Here is a 22027-nt window from a genome sequence, read left to right on the forward strand (position 1 = left end):
GCAGCCGATCCCGGAGATGAACACGATGTTCTCGCGTTTGAGACCCAGCGAGGGCAGGAACGACTGCATGGCGTTGAGCACCACGTAGTCACCACAGCCCGGACACCACCGGACCTCCTGATCCGACTTGAAATCCTTCGCTTTCTGCGGCGCGTCGTCGGTGGGCACCAGGTCGAGCCCGCCGAGCGACGGAAGCCCCAGATCGACCGCGGTCATGCTCGAACCCCTTCAACAGCCTGCACATGTTCGGTAAAGACGTGCTGGAGTTCCTCCGCCTTGAACGGCAGCCCCGCGACCTTCGTGTAGGACCGCACGTCGACGAGGTACTTGCCGCGCAGCAGCAGCGCCAGCTGTCCCATGTTCATCTCCGGCACGACGACCCGGTCGTACCGCCGCAGCACCTCACCGAGGTTCGCCGGGAACGGGTTCAGGTGCCGCAAGTGCGCCTGTGCGATCGCCATGCCCTGACCGCGTACCCGCCGGCACCCCGCCCCAATCGGCCCGTAGCTCGATCCCCAGCCAAGGACCAGCACCCGCGCGTCGCCGGACGGGTCGTCCACCTCGAGGTCCGGCACGGTGACACCGTCGACCTTCGCCTGACGCAGCCTGACCATGCGGTCGTGGTTGTCCGGGTCGTAGGAGATGCTGCCCTTGCCGTCCGCCTTCTCCAGGCCACCGATCCGGTGCTGAAGGCCCGGCGTGCCCGGGATGGCCCACTCACGCGCGAGGGTCTCGGTGTCGCGGACGTACGGCCAGTGCTCGTCGCTGCCGTCCAACGCGTTCGGCTCGCTGGCGAACGTCACGCTCAGGTCCGGCAGGTCCTCGACCCGCGGGATCAGCCACGGTTCGGAGCCGTTCGCGATCGCCCCGTCCGACAGCAGCATGACCGGCGTCCGGTACTTCAACGCGATGCGAGTCGCCTCGATGACCGCGTCGAAACAGTCGCCGGGGGAGTTGGGCGCGACGATCGGCAGGGGCGACTCACCGTTGCGGCCGAACATGGCCAGCAGCAGGTCCGCCTGCTCGGTCTTGGTTGGCAGACCGGTCGACGGGCCACCACGCTGCACGTCGATGATCAGCAGCGGCAGCTCGGCCATCACCGCGAGCCCGATGGTCTCGGACTTGAGCGCGATGCCCGGCCCGGACGTGGTCGTGACGCCGAGCGAGCCGCCGTACGACGCGCCAAGGGCCGCCCCGATGCCGGCGATCTCGTCCTCGGCCTGCACGGTCGTGATGTTGAAGTTCTTGTGCTTCGACAGCTCGTGCAGGATGTCCGACGCCGGCGTGATCGGGTAGGCGCCCAGCAGCACGGGCAGCCTGGAGCACTGGCCCGCGGCGACGATCCCGTACGCGAGCGCCGCGTTGCCGGTGATCTGCCGGTAGGTCCCGGCCGGGAACTCGGCAGGCGGCACCTCGTAGGTGACCGCGAACGCCTCGGTGGTCTCGCCGTAGTTCCAGCCGGCGCGGAACGCCAGGATGTTCGCCTCGGCGATGTCGGGCTTGCGTGCGAACTTCTCACGAAGGAAGCGCTCGGTGCCCTCGGTCGGCCGGTGGTACATCCACGACAGCAGGCCGAGCGCGAACATGTTCTTGCAGCGCTCGGCGTCCTTCTTCGACAGGCCGGTGTCCGCGAGCGCACCCTGCGTGAGGGTGGCCATCGCGACCGGATACACCTGGAAGCTGGACAGCGAGTCGTCCTCGAGCGGGTCGCTGTCGTAGCCGACCTTGGTGAGGTTGCGCTTGCTGAACTCGTCGGTGTTCACGATGACCATGCCGCCGACGGGCAGGTCGCCGATGTTGGCCTTCAGCGCGGCCGGGTTCATCACGACCAACACGTCCGGCCGGTCGCCGGGTGTGAGGATGTCGTAGTCCGCGAAGTGGATCTGGAACGACGAGACGCCCGGCAGGGTGCCTGCTGGTGCCCGGATCTCGGCTGGGAAGTTCGGCAGCGTGGCGAGGTCGTTGCCGAACGACGCCGCCTCCGACGTGAACCGGTCACCGGTCAGCTGCATACCGTCGCCGGAGTCGCCAGCGAACCTGATCACGACCCGGTCGAGCTTGGTGACCTTCGTGGCCCGCCCGCCTCCGTTGACGCTGGTACTCATGCTCTGCTGGTCCCTCTCTCGCACGACTACGTGCACTACATATGAGGGTAGTCGTGCCTAACTCAAGGTCTCCCTGGTGCACAGGGTATTCGCGTTGGACATCACAATGTCGGCGCCCACATGCTGGGACGGCCGTCACGCCTGGCGGGAAATCCTGGCGCGCATCGCGGCAAGCAGCTCGGCGAACGCCGGGGTGTCCATGGACGCCAGCTGCGCGACGAGCTCCGTCTCGACAGCGTCGTCATGCCGATCGTAGGCGGCGGTCGTGCGGAGGGTTCGCTTGGTGGCGAGAACCAGGTCCCGGGGCGCCTTCACGGCAGGCTGGGCGAGCTCGACGGCCGCGGCGACCACGTCATCGACCTTCCGCAGCGCGAGCCCGGTTCGCACGGCCTCGTCGGCGTCCAGCACCTGCCCGAAGAGCGTCATGGCCGTCGCGGTCTGCGGCCCGACCAGCCGCTGGACCATCCAGGTCATCCCGCCGCCCGGATGCAGCCCGAGCTGGAGAAACCGCGCGTCGAACCGCGCCGACGGCCCGGCGAGCCGCACATCACAGGCAAGCGCGAGGTTGAGCCCGGCCCCCACCGCGGCCCCGTTGACCGCGGCGATGGTCGGCAGCGAGGACTTCGCGACGGCGAGGAACCCGGCATAAATCGCCCGCAGCCCGTCCTCCCGAGCCTCCCCGAGCGCCGTGAGATCCGCTCCGGCACAGAAGGCGGGCGGCGCCCCGGTGACGACGATGGCGGAGACCCCGTCATCGGCCTCACAGTCCGAGACATGCTGGACAAGCTGGGCGGACATCTCCAACGTCAGCGAGTTCCGCCGCTCAGGAAGATCAATGGTGACGACGCCGACCCCATCACGCCGCTCAAGCAACACACCCATGTCGAGACCCTAGCCCCCGCGAGTCGCGCGTTCGGCCCCCGCGAGTCGCGTTTTCGTGTACGCCGGCTCAGGCGCCGATCCAGCGGAACCAGGCTCTGCCCTCGTCGATGTGGAGCAGGAAGTCCTCGACCGGCTCGCCGGGCGCGACCAGCGTCAACGCGCCCGTGATCTGCTCGTACAGCTCTTCCCAGCGGCTGATGTCCTCGGGGTCGTCGCGGTCGAGCAGCGCCAGCTCGTCCGCGAACAACGGGGCCCACCGGGCGAAGCCGGGTTCGGCGGCGAAGCTGCCGGAGAGCCATGGGAAGTCCTGGTCCTCGATGGTGATCGTGCCGACCAACTCGTCCCCGGCGCGTAGTTCCCACCGCTCACCGAGCCAGGCCATCACGTCACCTCGGGCGCGGGCGGCCGCTCCAGCAACGTCGACAGCACGACGGTCGACACGGTCCGGTCGATCATGTCCACCGCACGAAGGCGTTCCAGCGCGTCCTCGAGGTGGTGGATGTTGGCCGCCCGCAGGTGGACGATCGCGTCCGCCGCGCCAGACACCGTGTACGCCGCGACCACCTCCGGCAGGGGAAGCAGCCGTGCCCGGATGCGGTCCGGTGTGACGTTTCCCATGCAGTGGACCTCGACGAAGGCCTCCGTGCCCCAGCCGAGCGCCTCGGGGTTCACCCTGGCCGTGAACCCCCGCAGCACCCCGGTGTCCAGCAGCCTGTCCACCCGCCGCTTGACCGCCGGCGCCGACAGCCCGACCACTTTCCCGATCTCCGAGTAGCTGCGCCGAGCATCCGACACCAGCTGCGAAATGATTCGCTGATCTATCGCGTCCACACGCAACATTCTGCCGCTCAGAGGGCGTCTGTGCGACATTGATCGCCGATTGAGCCGCCATCTACATTAGAATCATGACGGGCCGGGAGCAGACCGCACGCCGCTACCTGATGTGCGAGCCGAAGTACTTCACCGTGGAGTACTCGATCAACCCGTGGATGGACCCGAACGAGCCGGTCAGCGCCGAGCTGGCGGTCAAGCAGTGGACCGAGCTGGCCGACACCTACCGGCGCCTCGGCCACCGGGTCGACACCATTCGTCCGGTGCGGGGCCTACCCGACATGGTGTTCGCGGCCAACTCGGGCACGGTCGTCCATGGCCGCGTCCTGGGTGCCCGCTTCCGCAACTCGCAACGCACCGCCGAGGCCGACCACTTCCGCCGCTGGTTCCTGGACCACGGCTACCGCGACGTCACCATGCCGGCAGCCACGAACGAAGCCGAGGGCGACTTCGCGTGGACGGGGCAGATCCTCCTGGCGGGCACAGGCTTCCGCACAGACCCGGCCGCGCACGCCGAGGCGCAGGAGGTCCTGGGCGTCCCGGTCGTGTCCCTACAGCTGGTCGACCCGCGCTACTACCACCTGGACACGGCCCTGTGCGTCCTCCAGGAGGCAACCCCAACCCGCCCGGCCCACATCGCGTACTACCCAGCAGCCTTCTCACCCGGCTCCCAACGCGTACTGACCCGCCTGTTCCCGGACGCGGTGATCGCCAACGCCGCGGACGCGGAATGCCTGGGCCTGAACGGCGTCTCCGACGGCCGCAACGTCGTGCTTCCCATAGAAGCCACCCACCTGGCAGCACAACTGATCAACGCAGGCTACGAACCAACATTCGTGGACATCGCAGAACTACGCAAATCGGGCGGCGGCCCGAAGTGCTGCACGCTGGAGATCAGGGACTAGCGACGACCAGTCGAGCACCGACTCCAGCTGTGCCGCGAGAGAGATCAACAACTCCTCACTGCCCGCCGGTCCGAGGAGTTGTGCGCCGACTGGCAGCCCGGCGATGAAACCGGCTGGCACGTTCAACCCCGGCCACCCCAGTGCGTTCCACGGCCACGCGTACGGGCAGGCCGCCATCACCGTGCGGTCCGTTCGCCATCCCGACAGGCCGTCGATGGCACCGATCGGTAGTGGCGGTGTCGCGGTCGTGGGCGCCAACACCACGTCCACCCGGTCGAACAGTTGGCCGACCCGCCGCTGGTAGTGAGCGAGTGACGCCCGTGACAGCCGTAGCGCTCGGCCCGCCAGCCGCGCGCCGAGTCGGCCGGTGTCGCTCGTGCGGAAGTCCAGCAGTGCACGGTCCGGCGCCGCGGCGCACCACTCCTCGACGCCCGCCAGCGAGCGGGGCAGGAAGTTCAACCCCAGCAACCCGTACCGCGGGTCGGCGATCACGATCTCGTGTCCCAGCGAATGCAGCCGGCGCGCCACGTCGAGCACCGCGGCCCGCACGCCGGGGTCCAGGCGGATCCGCAGGCCGCCCATGAACGCCGGGCGCAGGGACAGTGCCACTCGCAGCCGGCCCGGTTCGCGTGCCGCCGCGGCCTGGAATCGCGTCGAGCCGGCCAGTACGTCCAGTAGCAGTGCGGCATCGCGCGTCGTACGCGCGAGCGGGCCCCACTCGGTGATCCCGTTGAACGCCTCCGGGGTCGGCAGCGTGCCCCGACCCGGCTTGATGCCGACCAGGTTGCTCCACGCCGCGGGGATCCGGATCGAGCCCGCGCCGTCCGAGCCGACGGCCGCCGCCACGATCCCCGCGGACACGGCCGCCGCCGAGCCACCCGACGAGCCGCCCGGGGTGTGGTCGAGGTGCCACGGGTTGCGGGTGACGCCGAACGCCGCGCCCTCCGTGACCGGCCACAGACCGAACTCCGGCGTGTTCGTCTTGCCGATGATCACCGCACCGGCCGCCCGCAGCTGCCGCACCAGCACGCCGTCGTCGGTGGCCACCGGGTAGTCGCCGGCGCAGCCGAACGCCGTCGGTTCGCCGGCCAGGTCCATGTCGTCCTTGATCGCGATCGGCACGCCAAGCAGCGGCAGCCGCTCGCCGGCCGCGAGTCGCGCGTCGGCGGCCTTCGCCTCGACGAGCGCCGCGTCCTGGCGCAGCCGGCGGAACGCGTTGAGCGTCGACTGTGTCGCCTCGGCCCTGGCCAGCGCCACGCGGGTCAGCTCGACGGAGGTGATCTCACCCGCCGCCAGCCGCCGCGCCTGCGCCTCCAACCCCTCGACCATGAGGATCAACATTAGGCCGGTGCGAAGATGGACGCGATGAACACGACCGTGAGCAGGCGTTCGCGCCGGCAGCAGACGAAGTTGTGGCGGGTCCCGGTCCTGCGGGTAGCGCGGCTGACACCACACATGACCAGGGTGACCGTCGGCGGCCCCGATCTGGCCGACTTCGCGTACGCCGGCACCGACCAGAACGTGATGCTCTACTTCTACCCGGACGACGTCGAACTGCCCGAGCCGCTGACCCTCGAGGCGGCCCGCGGCATGTGGTCCCAGGTCCGCCCGCTGACCAGGACGTACACGGTCAGCCGGTACGACCGGGACACGTGCGAGATCGACTTCGACTTCGTGCTGCACGACGACGCGGGCCCGGCGTCGGACTGGGCGAAGCGGGCCGAGCCCGGTGACCTGCTGATCTTCGTCGGCCCGTCGCCCGCCTACCAGCCGGACCCGATGGCGGACTGGCACCTGCTCGCCGGCGACGAGACCGCACTGCCGGCGATCGCGGCGGTCCTGCGTGAGCTGCGGTCCGGCGTGCCGGCGCACGTGTTCGTCGAGGTCGAGGACGCGGCCGAGGAGCAGCCGCTGGTGTCCGACGCCGACGTCACGATCACATGGCTGCACCGCGACGGCACGGACGACCTGCTGGCCAGGGCCGTCGCCGCGGCCGAGCTGCCACAAGAAGGTCGGGTGGACGCGTGGCTCGCGGGGGAGCGGGCGGCGATGGTGGCGCTACGCGCGCACCTGCTGAACGACCGCGGCTACGAGCGGTCCAGGGTGCGCCCCACGACGTACTGGCGAAGGGGTGAAACAGGCAACTGACCTGCGGGTTTGTTGTTTCGGGGGAACTTCGGGCCGCGTTGATCCGTTATTCGGGTCGAAAGCGACGTCACGGAGGGCGCAGAGGTGCACAAGCACTACAACGGGCTGAAGACCGCCTTGCTGCTTGGCGGCATGAGCGCGCTGATCATCCTGATCAGCGGGCTTTTCGGGCGTGGTGCGCTGTTCATCGGTCTCGCGGTCGCCCTGTTGATGAACGGGTACGCGTTCTTCAACTCCGACAAGCTGGCGCTGCGCGCGATGCGCGCACGTCCGGTGTCGCAGGCGGAACAGCCCGCGATGTACCGGATAGTGCGTGAGCTGGCGACGTCGGCGCGGCAGCCGATGCCCAGGCTGTACCTCAGCCCGACGATGGCCCCGAACGCGTTCGCGACCGGCCGCAACCCGCGCAACGCGGCCGTCTGCTGCACGACGGGCATCCTGGAGCTGCTGGACGAGCGTGAGCTGCGCGCGGTGCTGGCCCACGAGCTGGCGCACGTGTACAACCGGGACATCCTGATCTCATGCGTGGCGGGCGCGCTCGCGAGCGTGGTGAGCGTGCTGGCGAACCTGGCCATGTTCGCGGGCCTGTTCGGCGGCTCCGACGACGACCGCCCCAACCCGCTCGCCATGTTGTTGCTGGCCATCCTCGGTCCTGTCGCGGCCGGCATCGTCCAGATGGCGGTGAGCCGGTCCCGGGAGTACCAGGCGGACGAGTCAGGCGCCGAGATGACCGGCGACCCGCTGGCGCTGGCGTCGGCGCTGCGCAAACTGGAGTACGGCACGGCCGCGGCCCCGCTGGCCCCGGAACCGAAGGTCGTGTCCCAGTCCCACCTGATGATCGCGAACCCGTTCCGCCCCGGCGAGCAGATGGCCAGGATGTTCTCGACCCACCCGCCGATCCACGACCGCATCCGCCGCCTGGAGGACATGGCCCGCCGCGGCCTCAGGTAGCACGAACGGCCGGCATCCGCGAGGGACGCCGGCCGTTGTCGTGGAGGGGTCAGCCGTCGGCGCCGGCAGCCAGCGCCACTTCCATCACGTAGTCGCCATAGCCGGACTTGGCGAGCTTGCGGCCAAGCGCGTAGCAGTCGTCCGGGCTGATGAAGCCCTTGTCCATGGCGATTTCCTCGAGGCAGGCGATGCGCACGCCCGTCCGGTGCTCCAGGACCTGCACGAACTGGCCGGCTTCCAGCAGCGAGTCGTGCGTGCCGGTGTCCAGCCAGGCGAAGCCGCGACCCAGGTCGAGCAGGCGAGCTCGGCCCTGCTTCAGGTAGGTCATGTTGACGTCGGTGATCTCGAGCTCGCCACGAGCCGACGGCGTCAGGTTCTTCGAGATGTCGACCACGTCGTTGTCGTAGAAGTACAGCCCCGTGATCGCCCGGTTGGACTTCGGCTTGGCCGGCTTCTCCTCGATCGACAGCAGCATGCCCGTCTCGTCGACCTCGCCGACGCCGTACCGCTGCGGGTCCTTCACCGGGTAGCCGAACAGGACCGCGCCGTCCATGTCGGACACGTACTCCTGCATGACGGCGGAGAAGTCGGCGCCGAAGAAGATGTTGTCGCCCAGCACGAGCGCGACGTCGTCACTGCCGATGAACGACTCGCCGATGATGAACGCCTCCGCCAGCCCGTTCGGCTGCGGCTGCTCGGCGTAGCTCAGCTCGACGCCCCACTGGTCGCCGTCCCCCAGCAAGCGCTGGAAACTGGCCATGTCCTGCGGCGTCGTGATGATCAGGATGTCCCGGATGCCGGCCAGCATGAGCACCGACAGCGGGTAGTAGATCATCGGCTTGTCGTAGACCGGGAGCAGCTGCTTGGAGACCGCCTGCGTGATCGGGTGCAGCCGGGTCCCACTGCCCCCCGCGAGAACGATGCCCTTCATCGGTAGTTGGTGAACTGGAGGGCGATGCCGAAGTCCTCGGCCTTGAGCAGCTGGATGACGTCCTGCAAGTGGTCCTTCTTCTTGCCCGAGACGCGCAGCTGGTCCCCCTGGATCTGGGCCTGCACGCCCTTGGGCCCCTCGTCGCGGATCTTCTTGGCGATCTTCTTCGCATGGTCGGAGTCGATCCCCTGCACGATCTTGCCGGTGACCTTGTAGGTCTTCCCGGACACCGCGGGCTCACCCACGTCGAACGCCTTCAGCGAGATCTGCCGCTTGACCAGCTTGTCCTTGAACACGTCGATCGCGGCCTTGCACCGCTCCTCGGTCTCCGCCTCGATGGTCACGGCCTCCTCACCGGCCCACTTCACCGAGGCCCCCGTCCCGCGAAAGTCGAAACGCGTGGACAGCTCCTTGCTCGCCTGGTTGAGCGCGTTGTCGACCTCCTGCCGGTCAACCTTGCTCACCACGTCGAAGGACGGATCCGCCACCAGTCTCACCTCTCGAGCCGTGCTGCCACGTACCTGGGCGAGCCTACCGCTGTGGGGGATACCGGTTGGCAGGCCCGCGAAGCCATTGGGTAAGGTTTCGCCCGTCCGAGCAGATCGGACACTCCCGGCGGGTTGCCCGAGCGGTCAAAGGGAGCAGACTGTAAATCTGTCGCGCAAGCTACGCAGGTTCGAACCCTGCACCCGCCACCACCAGCTCAAATGGCCACTGACCAGCCAACAGGTCAGCGGGCCATTTGCTATCTGTCCAGGTGTGCCCGGCTCAGCCCGGCCGTTGATCACCGTTCACGCCGAAGATCGTCAGCTCGTCAGGACCTGCTGAACCTACGCTCGTGCGGTCTGCTCGCCACGCTTCGCGAGCGCGGCCGATCTCGGCGACATGGCGAGCATCGTGCGGACCGCGGCCACAGTGGCCACTACCCGCTGAGCCGCCGCAATAGCGCCTCAGCCTTGGCGAGGCGCTCGGGGTACCAGTCCGAGTACACGTCTTCCGGTGGGTTCCGCACGATCTCGCGGTACAACTCGACCGCCTCCTGCGCGGCGGCCCGGCCGTCCTGCCCGATCTCGTCAAGGCAGGATGCGATGTCGACCAGCATGGCCGCGAGGATGTCCGCGAAATTCGACTGTTCAGGGCTCGCCGCGACCCGCCAGAGCCGCACCGCCTCCTCGAGGTTGGCGAGCCGCTCGGCCGGTTCGCCGACCCGGCCGAGCTCAAAGAGGACAAGCGCAAGCAAAGATGCGTAGTAGTCCGGGTCGGTCTCAGCCAGCCTTCGGTACAGCGCTGCCGCCTCGGTGCCGGCGGTCAGTGCCTCCTCGTCCCGCCCGGCGTCGATCAGCGGCCGCATCGACACGTACAGAGCCCCGGCGAGGTACGGCGTCTGGGCGTCGCTCAACCCTCGTATGATCCCGATCGCCTCACTGAAGTGCTCCGGTTCACCGCCGCTCACCTGGGCGAAGTTGAACGACACCTTGGCCAGAGGCTCCTGGTACTGGTCCTGGCCTGCGTCGACCAGCCGGCGCAGGATGGCCACCGACTCGGCCGCGATGTCACACGCTTCGTGCCACTGGCCAGTGTGCAGACGGCAGTTGACCTCAAAGGCCAGCGCCTCCGCCAGTTGGGCCTCGTGGGTGGCCGGGTCGGTCACCGTCAGCGGACGCAGAAGCCGGACAACCTCCACCACATGCGGCAGTGCGTCCGCCGCCCGATCGAGATCGAACAGTGCCGCCGCGAGCATGTTGATCTCCTCCCATGGACGCAACTCGGGCATCGCGCGGACCATCGGGATGTATCGCTCGAGCGCGGGCACAGCCTCGGCCAGCTGATCGAGGTCGTAGTGCGCCATGGCGAGGGCCCACCGCGCCTGACGCAGGTAGAAGGCGTACGGGCGAGGTTTCCTCGCGGCCAGCGGTTCAAGCAGCCGGATGGCCTCGGTAGCCACGTCGATCGCGCCCTCGTTGTCGTCGATCCGCAAGCGGCACACCGCTTGGATCGCCAGAGCCCGAGCGAGTACGTCGCCCTCGCGATCCACGCGCCGGGCGAGCGTCACCGCCTCGTCGAGCACGACCAGCGCGTCCCGGGGCCGGTTCGCGCGGTCCTGCTCCCTCGCCAGGGCGACCAGGTTCCGGGCATGCCGGCGTTTGGTCCGGACCGGTCGCATGGCCCGGGTCAGTTTCTCGACGCGTCCTAGGATCGCGTCCGGGTCCTCGTCGACCGCCATGTCGATGTAGCGACGTAATCGTTCCCTCATCCACCGATTGTGTCAGGTTGGACCGGCCTGATCAGGGATAAATCCCAGCTGTCCGATGAACGGGCGCTGGTGTTTGGCGGCCATCAACAGTTGCTTAATATGCCTTTATGGCCGTTGCCCACAGATGTCGTCCGATGAATTTGGCGGCAGCGATGTGCGGATTGTCCGGCTGTTGATCATCGCCAGATCCGGCACTACAAGGGATTGGGTGGCGTGGTCGATGGGTTGGCGTCCGGCTGTCCGTTCGGATGTATCGGGCTCGGCGAGGACGCCGGCGGAGTGTCGAAAAGCCCCGGGGATGTATCGGCGGCCCCGGTGAAGTCCGGGGCGTTGAACCGTTCTCGGATTGTGTGGGCCAGGTCTGTCGCGCCGGCGTCGGTTGCCAGGGTGGCCAGGCGGTCGGCCATGTCGGCGCGTTCTGGTTCCGAACCGTTGGGCAGGATCGCCGCCATCAGGAGGTCCACGAAGTCGTCTCCGTTGGTGCGCAGTGAGGGGTCGGTCAGGCTGTTCACGAACGTGCGAAAGACCGGCTCCACCTCGCGGTCTTGCGCGGCGGCCACCAGCTTCGCGAGCGTGCCGATCAGGTCGACCGTCTCCTGGACGCGGGAGGTGTCCCTTGCCAGCCACCACACGACCGCACTGCCTGTGCTGGACAGGACGTCCTCGCGCAGGAAGGTTCGCTTGTTCCGCTCGTAGGCCCGTTCGTACTCCCACACCTCCTCGTCCTTGCGTACGCCGGCGAGCTTGCGGAGACGTTCGCGGTCGTCGTCCGGGAGGGAGAGAGCGGCGTCCTGTGCCCAGACCTCCAGCAGGCCTGTCCGGTCCGGACGCGGGAACGACAGCTCCGCGGCCAACCGCGGCGCGAGCAGGTCGATATCGGCGGCCGGCTCCCGTTCGGTGAACACGATCGCCCGCTCACGGATGGCGTCGATCGCGAGTTGGTCTGGCCTCGGGTGTGGCATGCCCTGTGCACCCGAGTGTCGCCACAGGACGGTCGCGTCGAGGAGGAAGCGGTAGTCGCGCTGGACGCTTGGCAACGCCAGATTCCGCACCGTCGTGGTCGCGGGCTGCACAGGCTGGTGTGGCGGCGGCGCGTGAAACACGGGTTGCGGCACGTACAGGCGCTTGTTCTCGGTGTGGCGCTTCAGGATCAGGCCACTCACGACGAGCGGCACGAAGATCACCACGCCGACCCACCACGGCAACACGCCGGCCATCGTCACACCGACGACGACCAGGGACATGACCAGGAGGACGACCAGGTATGCCTTGTCTCTGGGCATCAGTGACTGACTCCTTGCGTGGCGAAGGGCTGTGGGACTTCGGCGCATGCCTGTCGCAGCACGGCCGCTGTATGGAGGCGGGCTTGGCGTTGCTCCGGAGGCGCCGCCGCGACCCAGTCGCGCGACACCGCGTACAGGACCGCACGTCGCGGGGACCGCCTACGCGTGGCGGCAGCCAGGATCTCGAGCAGTGTGTCCCGGCCTGGCGCCTCGGCGTGGGCGTCGAGCCAACGCGTCACGGCCACAGCGGTGTCGTCGTAGGGGCGATTCGCGAGCCACACCGCCCAGCCGCCGACGAGCATGCCCCGGACCACCCGCTCGGTGACGCGCGGGAAGCCGTCGAGCTCACCGGCGGTGAGTCGCACCGGGTCGGCGACGTCGGTGAACAGGACGTAGTCCACATCCCGCGGGTGGTCGCCGGTCAGGTCGTCGTGGGTGCGGGTGAGCATGCGGCGGGCGAACCGGCCGTCACCGCAGAGTCTCGCCAGCGCCGCGCGGGCGGCGGTCACGATGGCGGAGTCCACGTGCCGGGTGAGGTGACGCAGACGCACGAGCCCCTGGTGTGGCCGCGCCGGTGCGATCACGCTTTCGCACAAACCGATCAGCAGCACGGCAAGGCTTGGCCACAGCTGCCGGTTTCTCACCCATCTGTACACACGACGCCGGAACCGCCAGCCATACCGCTCGTCGAGCAGACATCGCGCCAGTGCGGCGCCCGCGACGTCGAGCAATTTGTCTGATGTGGACGGTGGATGCGCCGCCCACTGCTCGACGAGCGTCCACAGGTCCTCAGGATGCCCGATGCGCAGGCACTGGTCGGTGTAACGCAACACCGCCAGCGAGCGGCTTGTCGGGGCCATGGCTCCCGACCGGACAGTCCTGTCGAGCCACTGACGCAGATCGTCCCGAAGGTCAGGGAAGGTTCGCCAGAAGTGCGTGCGCACCGCGTCCGCGTAGGCCACGGAGTCGAAACGAACCTGGCCGCCGTCGATGCGGGCGTGGACCCTAGCGAGTGCTTCGGCGAGATCGGGAAGATCCAACCGGTGCCCCTCGTGCGGCGGGTACTTCGTGACCTCGAGGAACCTCGCTGCCGCGGACTCCACCACCTCCGGGGTCGCGTGCTCGAACACCGCGGAGGCCAGCAGAAGAGCACGCACTCTGCCGTCGGCGTTGTCCCGCATGAACCGTGCCGCGTCGTCGAGGTACGTGTCGGTCTCGAGCGCCGCGGTGAGCCATGCCACCAGGCCGCCTTGCCCGGCAGCGGTACTCCGCTCCCGCTGTACGCGGCGGGCGAGTGCCGCGATGTCCCGCATCGGATCGCGGGTGAGGTGCGTCTGGAGTGCCTCGTTCCGCAGCTCCGACCCGGTCACCACGATGCCGAATCCGGCCAGGTGCTGCCGGAACACCTCGACGCCGTCCGGTCGTCCGATGATCGTCGCCTCGGAGCCGAGCTCGGCGGCCACCTGCTCCTGTTCCGGCGGCAGCACGATCGCCAGGTAGGCCCGCCGGTCGGCGACGGCGGCGCGGTAGGCACGCAGGTTGGTCAGCAGGCGCTGGGGGAGCGGCCCTACTTCTGCGGACATGTCCAGCAACAGCCGTTCACCCGGCTCGATGACGCTGACGTCGAGGACGAACTGGCCGTCGACGTCATCGTCCGGTAGCTCACGGAACCGGGTGGTGCCTTCCCCCGAATCCTTCAGGACCATGAGCGCCGCGGAACGCCGGCCGGACCCGGGCGCACCGGATACGACGACCGTGCCGGGGTCGCGCAGGCGAGCCAGCAGGTCTCCGTAGCCGGACGGGATGACGAACCGCTTGGCGAGACCGGTCAGGATGTCCTCCGGCACCAGCCGGGGCGACCATGTCGCGTCCAGGTCACCGTCACCGGCGGCGGATTCGAGGAGGAACAAAGCCTCCTTCATGATGAAGACCGAGCCCTGCGGGTCCGTCACGCTGATGTTGTGGTTGCCGCGAACCGATCCGACACCGCCCGTCTGACCCCCAGGCTCGTCCGCCCAGTCGTCGAGCGCCTCCTCCGGCACCTCATCGACCAGAGGGTCCGGCTCGGTCATGTGTCCCCCTGCGGGCGGGCGAACCGGTCACCGATGTGCAGCGAACCGCGCGGGTCGGTCACGCTGATGTTGTGGTTGCCGCGAACCGAACCGATCCCGCCTGACTGGTTGCTACTCCGTCGGGGCTCGTCACGGTCGTCGGCGTCGGGTAGTTCGAGCACCCTGTCGAGCCGGGCGAATCCTGCCTCCGGCTGGCGGAGATCCAGGATCACGAACTGGTGGCGCGCCAGGGCAACGAGTCGTTCGGGCAACTCGTCCACTGTGGGGAACCGAGCCGCACCGACGAGAAGCGGCACGACACGCACCTGGTGGGTGAGGGCCTCGTAGAGCTCACGGTGGATCCAGTCGTCCGGATCATCGAGCGCACGCCCGGCACGCCCCGGGAAGTCGAGCCAGTTCACCCCCATGATCGACACCATCACGTCGCTGCGCCAGACGTTTTTCAGCAACTCGTCGTCGAACAGCGTGCCGGGCTCTATTGACCTGGTGTCCAGGAAGACGTTCGGCTCGCCGATCCGCTCGGACAGATATCGGGAGACCAGCAAGGCAGTGGTCCCCTCGTCCTTGGTCCGGTAGTTGACAAAGATCTTCATCGCCGACCCTGGCTCCGTTTCGTGTTCGCGATGTGTCGCGCCGTGACGCACGGCCATCATGCCGACGGGGCTTGGATGAAATCTGGACCAGATCTGAACTGTGCCGATGGGACGGTCACTGCCGGCCGGAAACTGGACCGTTTCCAACCGCCTGGCACGCAAGATGGTTGGGTAACACTTGCCGCGGTCTTGTCGACTCACTGAACATCACTTTGGAGGCCGGCATGGACATCGCGGAGCGCACGCAGGCGTTGGCGCTGAAGATTCGGAAACAGAAGGACAGCATCGAGACGGAGGAGGCCACCAAGAACGCCTTCGTCATGCCCTTCATCAGTACTGTCCTTGGCTATGACGTGTTCAACCCGGCTGAGGTGATTCCCGAGTTCACCGCCGATGTGGGGACGAAGAGGGGCGAGAAGATCGACTACGCCGTCGCGCACGACGGGAAGATCCAGTTGCTGATCGAGGTCAAGAAGGTCAACGACCCACTTCGCCTCGAGCACGCCTCTCAGCTCTTTCGCTATTTCGCGGTGACCAACACCCGGATCGCGATACTCACCAACGGTGAGGTCTACCAGTTCTACACCGATCTGGACGCGCCCAACCGGATGGATGCGAAACCCTTCCTCGTGCTCGACTTCGCCGACCTGGACGAGACGCTTCTGCCCGAGTTGGCCAAACTCACCAAGGAGTCGTTCGACCTCGACTCCGTGATCAGTGCCGCCGGCGAGTTGAAGTACATCGGTCAGTTGAAGCGTGTTCTCGCTGCTCAGTTCAAGGAGCCCGAGGACGAGTGGGTCAGGTTTCTGACGACCAGGGTCTATGAAGGCTTCTTCACGCAGCGTGTGCGCGAACAGTTCGTTCCCCTCGTCGTGAAAGCGACGCGGCAGTTCCTGAACGAGCAGGTGAACGACCGACTCAAGAATGCGCTGGGTGGGCCCGACGCATATGTCAGTGTCTCAAAAGATGTGGTGGAGACCGAGCCGACGCGGGAAGAGGCTTCGGTGCCCATCGACGCGAGCGACGAGATCGTCACCACCGAAGAGGAGGTCGAGGGGTACCGGATCGTGCGGGCCATTGTCTGCAGTGAGGTTCCGGTGTCTCGCGTGGTCGCCAGGGACGCGAAGACCTATTGTGGCGTGCTGCTTGACGACAACAACCGCAAACCGATCGCCCGGCTGTGGCTCAACCGTTCGAAGAAGTATCTCGGTGTGTTCGACGAGAACAAGATCGAGACGCGCATTCCCATCGCCGATGTCCAGGACATCTACGGCTACGCGGATCATCTGCGGAAAACCGTGGCACGGTATCTCGTCAAGGCACCCCAGGCGGAGCCGGTGGGTGACGTGATCTCGTCGTCAGGGCCCGTGCTCGCGGGCTGATCATTCGACTAGCGTCGCTCGCGTGGATGTCTGGGCTGTTCGTGCGCATGCCAACGGGCTGGACGGGCGCGCCGGTTCCGTTGTTGACGCGGTCAGCCAGGTTGTCGCGCTTCAGGGGCAGGACCTGCGGGCCAACCGGCTTGCCGTGCGGGCTCGGACGGGCGGGCTGACGGGGCAGGACGTCGACGACGCCGTCGCGAGGGGTGAGGTCGTCCGGACCTGGGCGATGCGCGGGACGCTCCACATGCTCGCGGCCCGTGATCTTCGGTGGGTGTTGCGTGCGGTGGGCGCCTACTTCCGGGATCGGCAGGCGCCTCGGCGGCGGCAGCTCGGGCTCGACGACGCCGTCTGTGAGCGGGGGGTGGCTCAGCTGGAGGACATCCTCACCGAGCCGCTCACTCGGGATGAGATCCGGGAGCGGGTCGATCTCGATCTCGCCGGGCAGGCTGCTCCTTATCTACTTGCGTTCGCTGCGCTCGAAGGGGTTGTCTGTCGTGGGCCGGAGCGGGGGAGCGAACCCACCTACGTGCTCGTGCGGGACTGGGTGACGGCGAGCGCGGACGACCGCCTCGCGCTCCGTTATCTGCGGGGGCACGGGCCTGCCGGGCCTCGGGATCTGGCCGCGTGGTCCGGGCTGCCGCTCACCACAGCCCGGGCGGCGTTCGACGAAGTCAGGGACCTGCTCGAACCCGTGGGGGAGCACTTCGTGGTCAGCGGGAGCGAGCTGCGGGAGGCTGCCGCCACGAAGCTTCTCGGGCATTTTGACGCTTTCCTTCTTGGCTACGGAGAGCGATCAGTGCCGGAAGGATTCACTCGAAAGATTCAGGCGGGTGGCGGGTTCGTGATGCCGGCCGTCTCAGTTGGTGGGCGGATTGTCGGCACCTGGCGGCAGCATTCCGCAGAGGAACCTCTCGCTATCGATGTGACGCCGTTCACAACGATGTCGGCACGGTTGCGGCGGGAGCTCGCCAACGAAGTCCTTGACCTGGGACGATTCCTGGGGCGGCGAACATCGCTGTCCGTGGGTAGCCCTGCCGCAGCGGACTGAGCGGTCTGTTTCGTCGGCAACTGGTCGGTCTTGTTCCAAATAGCACAGTCCAAATCTGTGCACGGAGGGGGTACAGTTACGCGACCGTGACTAGCCCAATCGGGGGGTTTGTCACGGTGGGGCGGATTGAGCCCGTGTTGTCGCCGGAGGGGCGGCAGAGGAGGTTGCATGCCGGACCATCCCATGCCGGCGACCACTGACCGCACCGCCGAGGTCTATCCAATGCTGAACCGCCGGTTCAGCGTTTTTTCGGTCCTGGTGCTGGCCGCTGGCGTGCTCGCCGCGGCAGGGGTCACCTGGTGGCTGCCGTTCCCGGCGAGCTCGGACCTCGTCTGGACCGGGCTGCTGCTTGCCCTCGGCTTCCTGATCGTCGAACAGCTCTCCGTCAACATCGACGTCCGCGGCGGGGTGTCGTGGACGATCTCCTTCACGGAGATCCCGCTGGCCATCGGGCTGTTCGTGGCGCCGTTCCCCGTCGTGCTCGCCGCGCACCTGGTCGCCGGGGTCGGCACCCTGCTGGCGCGGCGCGTGCAGGACCGCGTCCTTTACAACACGGGTGCCGAGACGCTCGAGATCGCTGTCGCCTTCGCCGTATACGCGGTGCTGAACGACAGGCTGACCGGGCACGCCAGCTGGTTCGCGGTATTTATAGGTGCGTTGTCCGCGCCGGTCACCAGCACGTTGCTCGGGCTGGTCGCCGTCTACGTCCTCGGCCGGCGGATGCGTATCGGCGCCGCCACCAGGCTCGTCTCCCGCACGCTGGTACTCGGCCTTGTCAACGCCTCGGTCGGGGTCGCCGGCTATGAGGTCATCGTCCACGTCGAGCACGGCTGGCCACTCGTCCTTGCACTGCTCGGCGGTCTCTGGGCCCTTTACTTCGCCTACTCCGGCCTGCTGCGCGAGCAGCGTGACCTGGAGGCGTTGTCCGAGGTCAGCCTCATCGTCGCGCGATCGGGGCGCCGCGCCGCCGCCCGGCCCGCCGCCGGCGGGGACACCGCCACCGCGGTCAACTCCGAGGACTGGCTCGGCATCGCCCAGCGGATCAAGGACCAGCTCGGCGCGGCCCGCGTCGTGCTGCGGCTGCGGTTCGACCCACAGCAACCCATGCAGACGGTCGTCGCCGGCGACGAGCTGCCGGCGGACATGTACGACCTGGAACCGACGGGCGCGCGTGCCGACGCGCTGCTGCGGTTACCCGGCTCGCACGTCCGCCACTTCCGCCGCGTGGACGCGTTACCCGAGGTCAGGGCCGCGCTCGGACAGCGGAACGCGCAGGAGGCGCTCGTCGTGCCGCTGCGCAGCGCCAGCCACCTGCTCGGCGTGGTCGAGGCGCACGACAAGCTGTCCCGCTGGCGTGGCTTCGGTCAGGCCGACCTCCGGATGATCGGCACGACCGCGAGCCACCTCGCCACCGCGCTCGACAACCGGCGCCTCCTCGCCACCCTCCGCCACGACGCCTACCACGACCCGCTCACCGGCCTCTACAACCGGCCCGGCTTCCGGCAGGTCGCCACCGAGCTGCTCGCCGACAACGCCGGCTCGGTCATGCTCCGCGTCGACCTCGAGGTCCAGCCCGCCATCAGCGACGCCCTCGGCTACGCATGGAGCGACCGGATCACGATCGCCGCAGGCCGGCGCCTGCGGGACACGCTCGGCGCCGACGTCCCGCTCGCCCGGCTCGAGGGTGGCGCCTTCGCGGCACTGCTCGTCGACTCGGACTTCGAGCAGGCCCAGATCGTCGCGAACCAGCTGGTCGTGAGCCTGTCCGAGCCCTACCCGGTGGACCGGCTGTCCATCGAGGCCGGCGTGGTCATCGGCTACTCGTCCGCGGCCGTGGCCGACGGTGTGCTGTTCTCCGAGACCACGTCGACGGCGGCCCGGGAGTCCAGCCCCGCCCCGATGGACGTCGACGAGCTGCTCAAGCGGGCAGACGTGGCCCTGCGGGCGGCGCGGAGCAGCGGCGAGCAGGCTCGCGCGTACGTGCCCAGCATGGGACAGATGTTCCTGCGGCGGTTCCAGCTGGTCACGCAGTTCCGGCAGGCCATGGAGACCGGCCAGGTCAAGATCCACTACCAGCCGAAGGTGGCCCTGCCGAGCCGCGAGATCCTCGGCGTCGAGGCACTCGTGCGCTGGCGGCACCCGGAGTTCGGCGACCTGCACCCGGACGAGTTCGTGCCGGCCGTCGAGGCCGCCGGCCTGGTGGACGCGCTCACCGACTTCGTGCTCGAACAGGCGCTGATCAAGGTCCGCAAGTGGATGGACCGCGGCCTGCGGATCGGTGTCGCGGTCAACATGTCCGTACGCAGCCTCGCGAACCTGTCCTTCCCGGACATGGTCTCGGCGGCGCTCACCCGGCAGAACGTGCCGCCGGAGCTGCTCACGCTGGAGCTCACCGAGTCCGGCGTGATGGCCGACCCGCAGCGCGCCCTGCCGGTACTGCGTGCCCTGTCCAACCTGGGTGTCGTGCTGGCCGTCGACGACTTCGGCACCGGCTACTCCTCGCTCGCCTACCTGCGGCGGCTGCCGGTGGACGAGGTGAAGATCGACAAGAGCTTCGTGTTCGGCATGGGCTCCGACCTCGGCGACCTGGCCGTCGTCCGGTCGATCGTCGAGCTGGGGCACTCGCTGGGCCTCACGGTCGTCGCCGAGGGCGTCGAGGAGGACGTGGCCCGCGACCAGCTGGCCGCCATGGGCTGTGACGTCGCGCAGGGGTACCTGATCTCGCGGCCGCTGTCCGAGGAGCGGCTGGAGGCGTGGCTCCAGGCCAGAACGGCGCAGGCCAGGGGCCTTCGGGACGAGATGGTGCTGACGCTGCTCACGTAAGAGGGATACCCGATTTCAGGATCATGTCGGGGCCGTGTAGTCTTCTGACGGCTCCAAAGGAAGCGGGGAAACCTCTTCTGGATCCGCCCCAATAGCTCAGTCGGTAGAGCGTCTCCATGGTAAGGAGAAGGTCTACGGTTCGATTCCGTATTGGGGCTCGGTGAGCTGGCCGCGGTGTTCGGTTCCTTCGGGCACCGCGGTACAGGCATGTCAGGCGGTGTAGCTCAGTCGGTAGAGCAAGCGGCTCATAATCGCTGTGTCGCCGGTTCAAGTCCGGCCACCGCTACGCGATTGGGCGACGTGTGTCCGCGGAAAACGCGGACTCTCATCGCTCCGCCATAACCCTGGGGGCCCAGCCCCCAGACCCCGGCCGGGGGCAAGCCCCCGGACCCCCACGGAGGCTCGTGTTTCATCGTCGGGTTCCAGGGGGTCGGGTCGGGCCTGAGTTGGAGAAGAGGAAGCTCGGTGGCTAGCAGCAGTGACGTTCGCCCCAAGATCACGCTCGCGTGTGAGGAGTGCAAGCACCGCAACTACATCACCAAGAAGAACCGGCGTAACGACCCGGACCGCTTGGAGCTGAAGAAGTTCTGCCCCAACTGTGGCACTCACCGGGCGCACAAGGAAACCCGCTAGGTGCCGCTGGATCCGTCGTTCGTGGGTCACTCGTACCCACGTTCGGAGGTCTACGAGGTAGGCCGGGCCAAGATCAGGGAGTTCGCCGAGTCCATCGGCGACGACCACCCCATGTACCGGGACGTGGCGGCCGCGCAGTCGGCCGGCCACCCGGACGTGGTCGCCCCGCCGACCTTCGCCACGATCCTGTTCGGCCGGTACGCCCTGAAGGACGTGGTCGACGACCCGAAGCTCGGCGTCGACTACGGCCGGCTCGTGCACGGCGACATGAAGTTCGAGTTCGCGCGGCCCGTGTACGCCGGTGACCGGCTCACGATCACCACGCACATCGCCGACATCGACACCCGCATGGGCAACGACTTCCTCACGTTGCGCGCGGAGATCGACAGCGAGGACGGCGAACGGGTCGTCACCGCGCTCTCGCAGCTGATCATCAGAGCAGAGGACGCGGAATGACCGCTGTCGGCGACGAGCTGCCCCCGCTCGAGGTGCGGCTGCACCGTGCGGACCTGGTCCGCTACGCGGGCGCCTCCCTCGACTTCAACCCGATCCACTGGAACGAGAAGGTCGCCGCCGAGGTCGGCCTGCCCGGCGTGATCGCCCACGGCATGCTCACCATGGCGGTCGCCGGCCGACTCGTCACCAACTGGCTCGGCGACCCGAGCGCGATCGTCGAGTACGGCGCGCGTTTCATCCGCCCGGTCGTGGTTCCCAACGACGCCGAGGGCGCGGTGGTCGAGCTGACCGGCAAGGTGAAGGAAGTCCGCGAGGACGGCACCGCCCGCGTCGACATCACCGCCAAGTTCGACGGCAAGGCCGTGCTGGGCAAGGCCATCGCGGTCGTGCGCCTGCCGAAGAGCTAGCCAACCACCGCGTCGAGCAGCCCGGGAAAGCGCTGGTCCAGATCCGCGCGGCGCAGGTCCACCCAGCGACGCCGCCCTTCGACGAACGTCGTGGTCACCCCCGCCTCCCGCAGCACCCGGAAGTGGTGCGACAGCGTCGCGGCCGTCACCTCCACGTCATAGGCCTCCGCCGAGGCCGGACACCGCTCGTCTGCCGCCGCGATCACGCGAAGCATCTCGAGGCGCACCGGGTCGGCCAGCGCGCGGAGCACCGTCACGAGATCGATGTCGTCCCTGCTCGGCTGCGGAAGTGTGCGGCTCACGGCCATCCTTCATTAGATGCT

At 68.1% G+C, this 22027-nt stretch carries 21 protein-coding genes, 3 tRNA genes and 1 pseudogene; 12 read left to right on the top strand and 13 right to left on the bottom strand.

The window, feature by feature from the left end:
- The 5 genes and pseudogenes from VF106_RS12965 to VF106_RS12985 form a co-directional block, all read right to left on the bottom strand.
- Nucleotides 1-216, bottom strand: a pseudogene (locus VF106_RS12965) (2-oxoacid:ferredoxin oxidoreductase subunit beta); the annotation flags it as partial.
- A complete protein-coding gene (locus VF106_RS12970) occupies nt 213-2105 on the bottom strand; it encodes a 2-oxoacid:acceptor oxidoreductase subunit alpha (RefSeq protein ID WP_330839913.1) in 1893 nt (630 codons plus the stop codon). The pseudogene VF106_RS12965 and the gene VF106_RS12970, both read right to left, overlap by 4 nt.
- Nucleotides 2106-2240: 135 nt before the next feature.
- Nucleotides 2241-2987 (bottom strand): enoyl-CoA hydratase, encoded by a 747-nt coding sequence (locus tag VF106_RS12975; RefSeq protein ID WP_330839914.1) that lies wholly within the window; start codon nt 2985-2987, stop codon nt 2241-2243.
- Nucleotides 2988-3054: 67 nt separating this feature from the next.
- A complete protein-coding gene (locus tag VF106_RS12980; protein WP_330839915.1) occupies nt 3055-3369 on the bottom strand; it encodes a hypothetical protein in 315 nt (104 codons plus the stop codon).
- Entirely contained in the window at nt 3369-3818 is a 450-nt protein-coding gene (locus VF106_RS12985; protein WP_330839916.1) for an Lrp/AsnC family transcriptional regulator, read from the bottom strand. The genes VF106_RS12980 and VF106_RS12985 overlap by 1 nt, the downstream gene beginning before the upstream one ends.
- 74 nt (nt 3819-3892) lie before the next feature.
- Here VF106_RS12985 and ddaH point away from each other — a divergent pair, with 74 nt between their 5' ends.
- On the top strand, nt 3893-4723 hold the full coding sequence (gene ddaH, locus VF106_RS12990; protein ID WP_330839917.1) for a dimethylargininase: 831 nt from the start codon (nt 3893-3895) through the stop codon (nt 4721-4723).
- On the opposite strand, the gene VF106_RS12995 is transcribed toward ddaH, so the two are convergent.
- The gene (locus VF106_RS12995) at nt 4670-6052 is read right to left on the bottom strand and encodes an amidase (RefSeq protein ID WP_330839918.1); all 1383 of its coding nucleotides are present in this window, start codon (nt 6050-6052) and stop codon (nt 4670-4672) included. The genes ddaH and VF106_RS12995 overlap by 54 nt on opposite strands.
- Before the next feature lie 36 nt (nt 6053-6088).
- Between VF106_RS12995 and VF106_RS13000 the strand changes: the two genes are divergently transcribed.
- Both VF106_RS13000 and htpX read left to right on the top strand, forming a co-directional pair.
- Complete coding sequence (locus VF106_RS13000; protein ID WP_330839919.1) at nt 6089-6871, top strand: siderophore-interacting protein; 783 nt, start codon at nt 6089-6091, stop codon at nt 6869-6871.
- Between the two features lie 84 nt (nt 6872-6955).
- A complete protein-coding gene (gene htpX / locus VF106_RS13005) occupies nt 6956-7822 on the top strand; it encodes a zinc metalloprotease HtpX (protein WP_330839920.1) in 867 nt (288 codons plus the stop codon).
- Nucleotides 7823-7871: 49 nt separating this feature from the next.
- Here htpX and rfbA read toward each other — a convergent pair whose 3' ends face one another.
- Entirely contained in the window at nt 7872-8753 is an 882-nt protein-coding gene (rfbA, locus tag VF106_RS13010) for a glucose-1-phosphate thymidylyltransferase RfbA (RefSeq protein ID WP_330839921.1), read from the bottom strand.
- Nucleotides 8750-9241 (bottom strand): YajQ family cyclic di-GMP-binding protein, encoded by a 492-nt coding sequence (locus tag VF106_RS13015; protein WP_330839922.1) that lies wholly within the window; start codon nt 9239-9241, stop codon nt 8750-8752. Before VF106_RS13015 ends, rfbA begins: the two co-directional genes overlap by 4 nt.
- A 126-nt stretch (nt 9242-9367) precedes the next feature.
- Between VF106_RS13015 and VF106_RS13020 the strand changes: the two genes are divergently transcribed.
- Nucleotides 9368-9451, top strand: a tRNA-Tyr gene (locus VF106_RS13020).
- Between the two features lie 224 nt (nt 9452-9675).
- Here VF106_RS13020 and VF106_RS13025 read toward each other — a convergent pair.
- The 4 genes from VF106_RS13025 to VF106_RS13040 form a co-directional block, all read right to left on the bottom strand.
- Nucleotides 9676-11007: a hypothetical protein gene (locus tag VF106_RS13025; RefSeq protein ID WP_330839923.1), complete on the bottom strand. Its 1332-nt coding sequence runs from the start codon at nt 11005-11007 to the stop codon at nt 9676-9678.
- Nucleotides 11008-11201: 194 nt separating this feature from the next.
- A complete protein-coding gene (locus VF106_RS13030) occupies nt 11202-12290 on the bottom strand; it encodes a hypothetical protein (RefSeq protein ID WP_330839924.1) in 1089 nt (362 codons plus the stop codon).
- The gene (locus VF106_RS13035) at nt 12290-14362 is read right to left on the bottom strand and encodes a hypothetical protein (RefSeq protein WP_330839925.1); all 2073 of its coding nucleotides are present in this window, start codon (nt 14360-14362) and stop codon (nt 12290-12292) included. The genes VF106_RS13030 and VF106_RS13035 overlap by 1 nt, the downstream gene beginning before the upstream one ends.
- The gene (locus VF106_RS13040; RefSeq protein ID WP_330839926.1) at nt 14359-14955 is read right to left on the bottom strand and encodes a TIR domain-containing protein; all 597 of its coding nucleotides are present in this window, start codon (nt 14953-14955) and stop codon (nt 14359-14361) included. Before VF106_RS13040 ends, VF106_RS13035 begins: the two co-directional genes overlap by 4 nt.
- A gap of 224 nt (nt 14956-15179) precedes the next feature.
- Here VF106_RS13040 and VF106_RS13045 point away from each other — a divergent pair, with 224 nt between their 5' ends.
- From VF106_RS13045 to VF106_RS13080, 8 genes are all read left to right on the top strand, one after another.
- Nucleotides 15180-16337: a type I restriction endonuclease gene (locus VF106_RS13045; RefSeq protein ID WP_330839927.1), complete on the top strand. Its 1158-nt coding sequence runs from the start codon at nt 15180-15182 to the stop codon at nt 16335-16337.
- A 22-nt stretch (nt 16338-16359) separates the two neighbouring features.
- Nucleotides 16360-17385 carry a winged helix DNA-binding domain-containing protein gene (locus VF106_RS13050; protein ID WP_330839928.1) on the top strand — a complete coding sequence of 342 codons (1026 nt, stop codon included), beginning with the start codon at nt 16360-16362 and terminating at the stop codon, nt 17383-17385.
- Between the two features lie 168 nt (nt 17386-17553).
- Nucleotides 17554-20208 (top strand): putative bifunctional diguanylate cyclase/phosphodiesterase, encoded by a 2655-nt coding sequence (locus tag VF106_RS13055; RefSeq protein WP_414638951.1) that lies wholly within the window; start codon nt 17554-17556, stop codon nt 20206-20208.
- An 85-nt stretch (nt 20209-20293) separates the two neighbouring features.
- Nucleotides 20294-20366, top strand: a tRNA-Thr gene (locus tag VF106_RS13060).
- Nucleotides 20367-20421: 55 nt separating this feature from the next.
- Nucleotides 20422-20494: transfer RNA gene (locus VF106_RS13065), tRNA-Met, on the top strand.
- Between the two features lie 179 nt (nt 20495-20673).
- A complete protein-coding gene (gene rpmG / locus VF106_RS13070; RefSeq protein WP_330839929.1) occupies nt 20674-20841 on the top strand; it encodes a 50S ribosomal protein L33 in 168 nt (55 codons plus the stop codon).
- A complete protein-coding gene (locus VF106_RS13075) occupies nt 20842-21297 on the top strand; it encodes an FAS1-like dehydratase domain-containing protein (protein ID WP_330839930.1) in 456 nt (151 codons plus the stop codon).
- Nucleotides 21294-21704 carry a MaoC/PaaZ C-terminal domain-containing protein gene (locus tag VF106_RS13080; protein ID WP_330839931.1) on the top strand — a complete coding sequence of 137 codons (411 nt, stop codon included), beginning with the start codon at nt 21294-21296 and terminating at the stop codon, nt 21702-21704. The genes VF106_RS13075 and VF106_RS13080 overlap by 4 nt, the downstream gene beginning before the upstream one ends.
- On the opposite strand, the gene VF106_RS13085 is transcribed toward VF106_RS13080, so the two are convergent.
- The gene (locus tag VF106_RS13085; RefSeq protein ID WP_330839932.1) at nt 21701-22006 is read right to left on the bottom strand and encodes an ArsR/SmtB family transcription factor; all 306 of its coding nucleotides are present in this window, start codon (nt 22004-22006) and stop codon (nt 21701-21703) included. The genes VF106_RS13080 and VF106_RS13085 overlap by 4 nt on opposite strands.
- Nucleotides 22007-22027: the final 21 nt, after the last annotated feature.

Origin of the sequence: Actinophytocola sp. (assembly GCF_036378875.1) — a bacterium.
Lineage (GTDB): Bacteria > Actinomycetota > Actinomycetes > Mycobacteriales > Pseudonocardiaceae > Actinophytocola.

Coding starts and splice junctions, on each gene's coding strand:
- VF106_RS12970 (WP_330839913.1), bottom strand. CDS start 2,105: ATGAGTACCAGCGTCAACGGAGGCGGGCGGGCCACGAAGGTCACCAAG.
- VF106_RS12975 (WP_330839914.1), bottom strand. CDS start 2,987: ATGGGTGTGTTGCTTGAGCGGCGTGATGGGGTCGGCGTCGTCACCATT.
- VF106_RS12980 (WP_330839915.1), bottom strand. CDS start 3,369: ATGGCCTGGCTCGGTGAGCGGTGGGAACTACGCGCCGGGGACGAGTTG.
- ddaH (WP_330839917.1), top strand. CDS start 3,893: ATGACGGGCCGGGAGCAGACCGCACGCCGCTACCTGATGTGCGAGCCG.
- VF106_RS12995 (WP_330839918.1), bottom strand. CDS start 6,052: ATGGTCGAGGGGTTGGAGGCGCAGGCGCGGCGGCTGGCGGCGGGTGAG.
- VF106_RS13000 (WP_330839919.1), top strand. CDS start 6,089: ATGAACACGACCGTGAGCAGGCGTTCGCGCCGGCAGCAGACGAAGTTG.
- rfbA (WP_330839921.1), bottom strand. CDS start 8,753: ATGAAGGGCATCGTTCTCGCGGGGGGCAGTGGGACCCGGCTGCACCCG.
- VF106_RS13025 (WP_330839923.1), bottom strand. CDS start 11,007: ATGAGGGAACGATTACGTCGCTACATCGACATGGCGGTCGACGAGGAC.
- VF106_RS13030 (WP_330839924.1), bottom strand. CDS start 12,290: ATGCCCAGAGACAAGGCATACCTGGTCGTCCTCCTGGTCATGTCCCTG.
- VF106_RS13035 (WP_330839925.1), bottom strand. CDS start 14,362: ATGACCGAGCCGGACCCTCTGGTCGATGAGGTGCCGGAGGAGGCGCTC.
- VF106_RS13040 (WP_330839926.1), bottom strand. CDS start 14,955: ATGAAGATCTTTGTCAACTACCGGACCAAGGACGAGGGGACCACTGCC.
- VF106_RS13045 (WP_330839927.1), top strand. CDS start 15,180: ATGGACATCGCGGAGCGCACGCAGGCGTTGGCGCTGAAGATTCGGAAA.
- VF106_RS13055 (WP_414638951.1), top strand. CDS start 17,554: ATGCCGGACCATCCCATGCCGGCGACCACTGACCGCACCGCCGAGGTC.
- VF106_RS13080 (WP_330839931.1), top strand. CDS start 21,294: ATGACCGCTGTCGGCGACGAGCTGCCCCCGCTCGAGGTGCGGCTGCAC.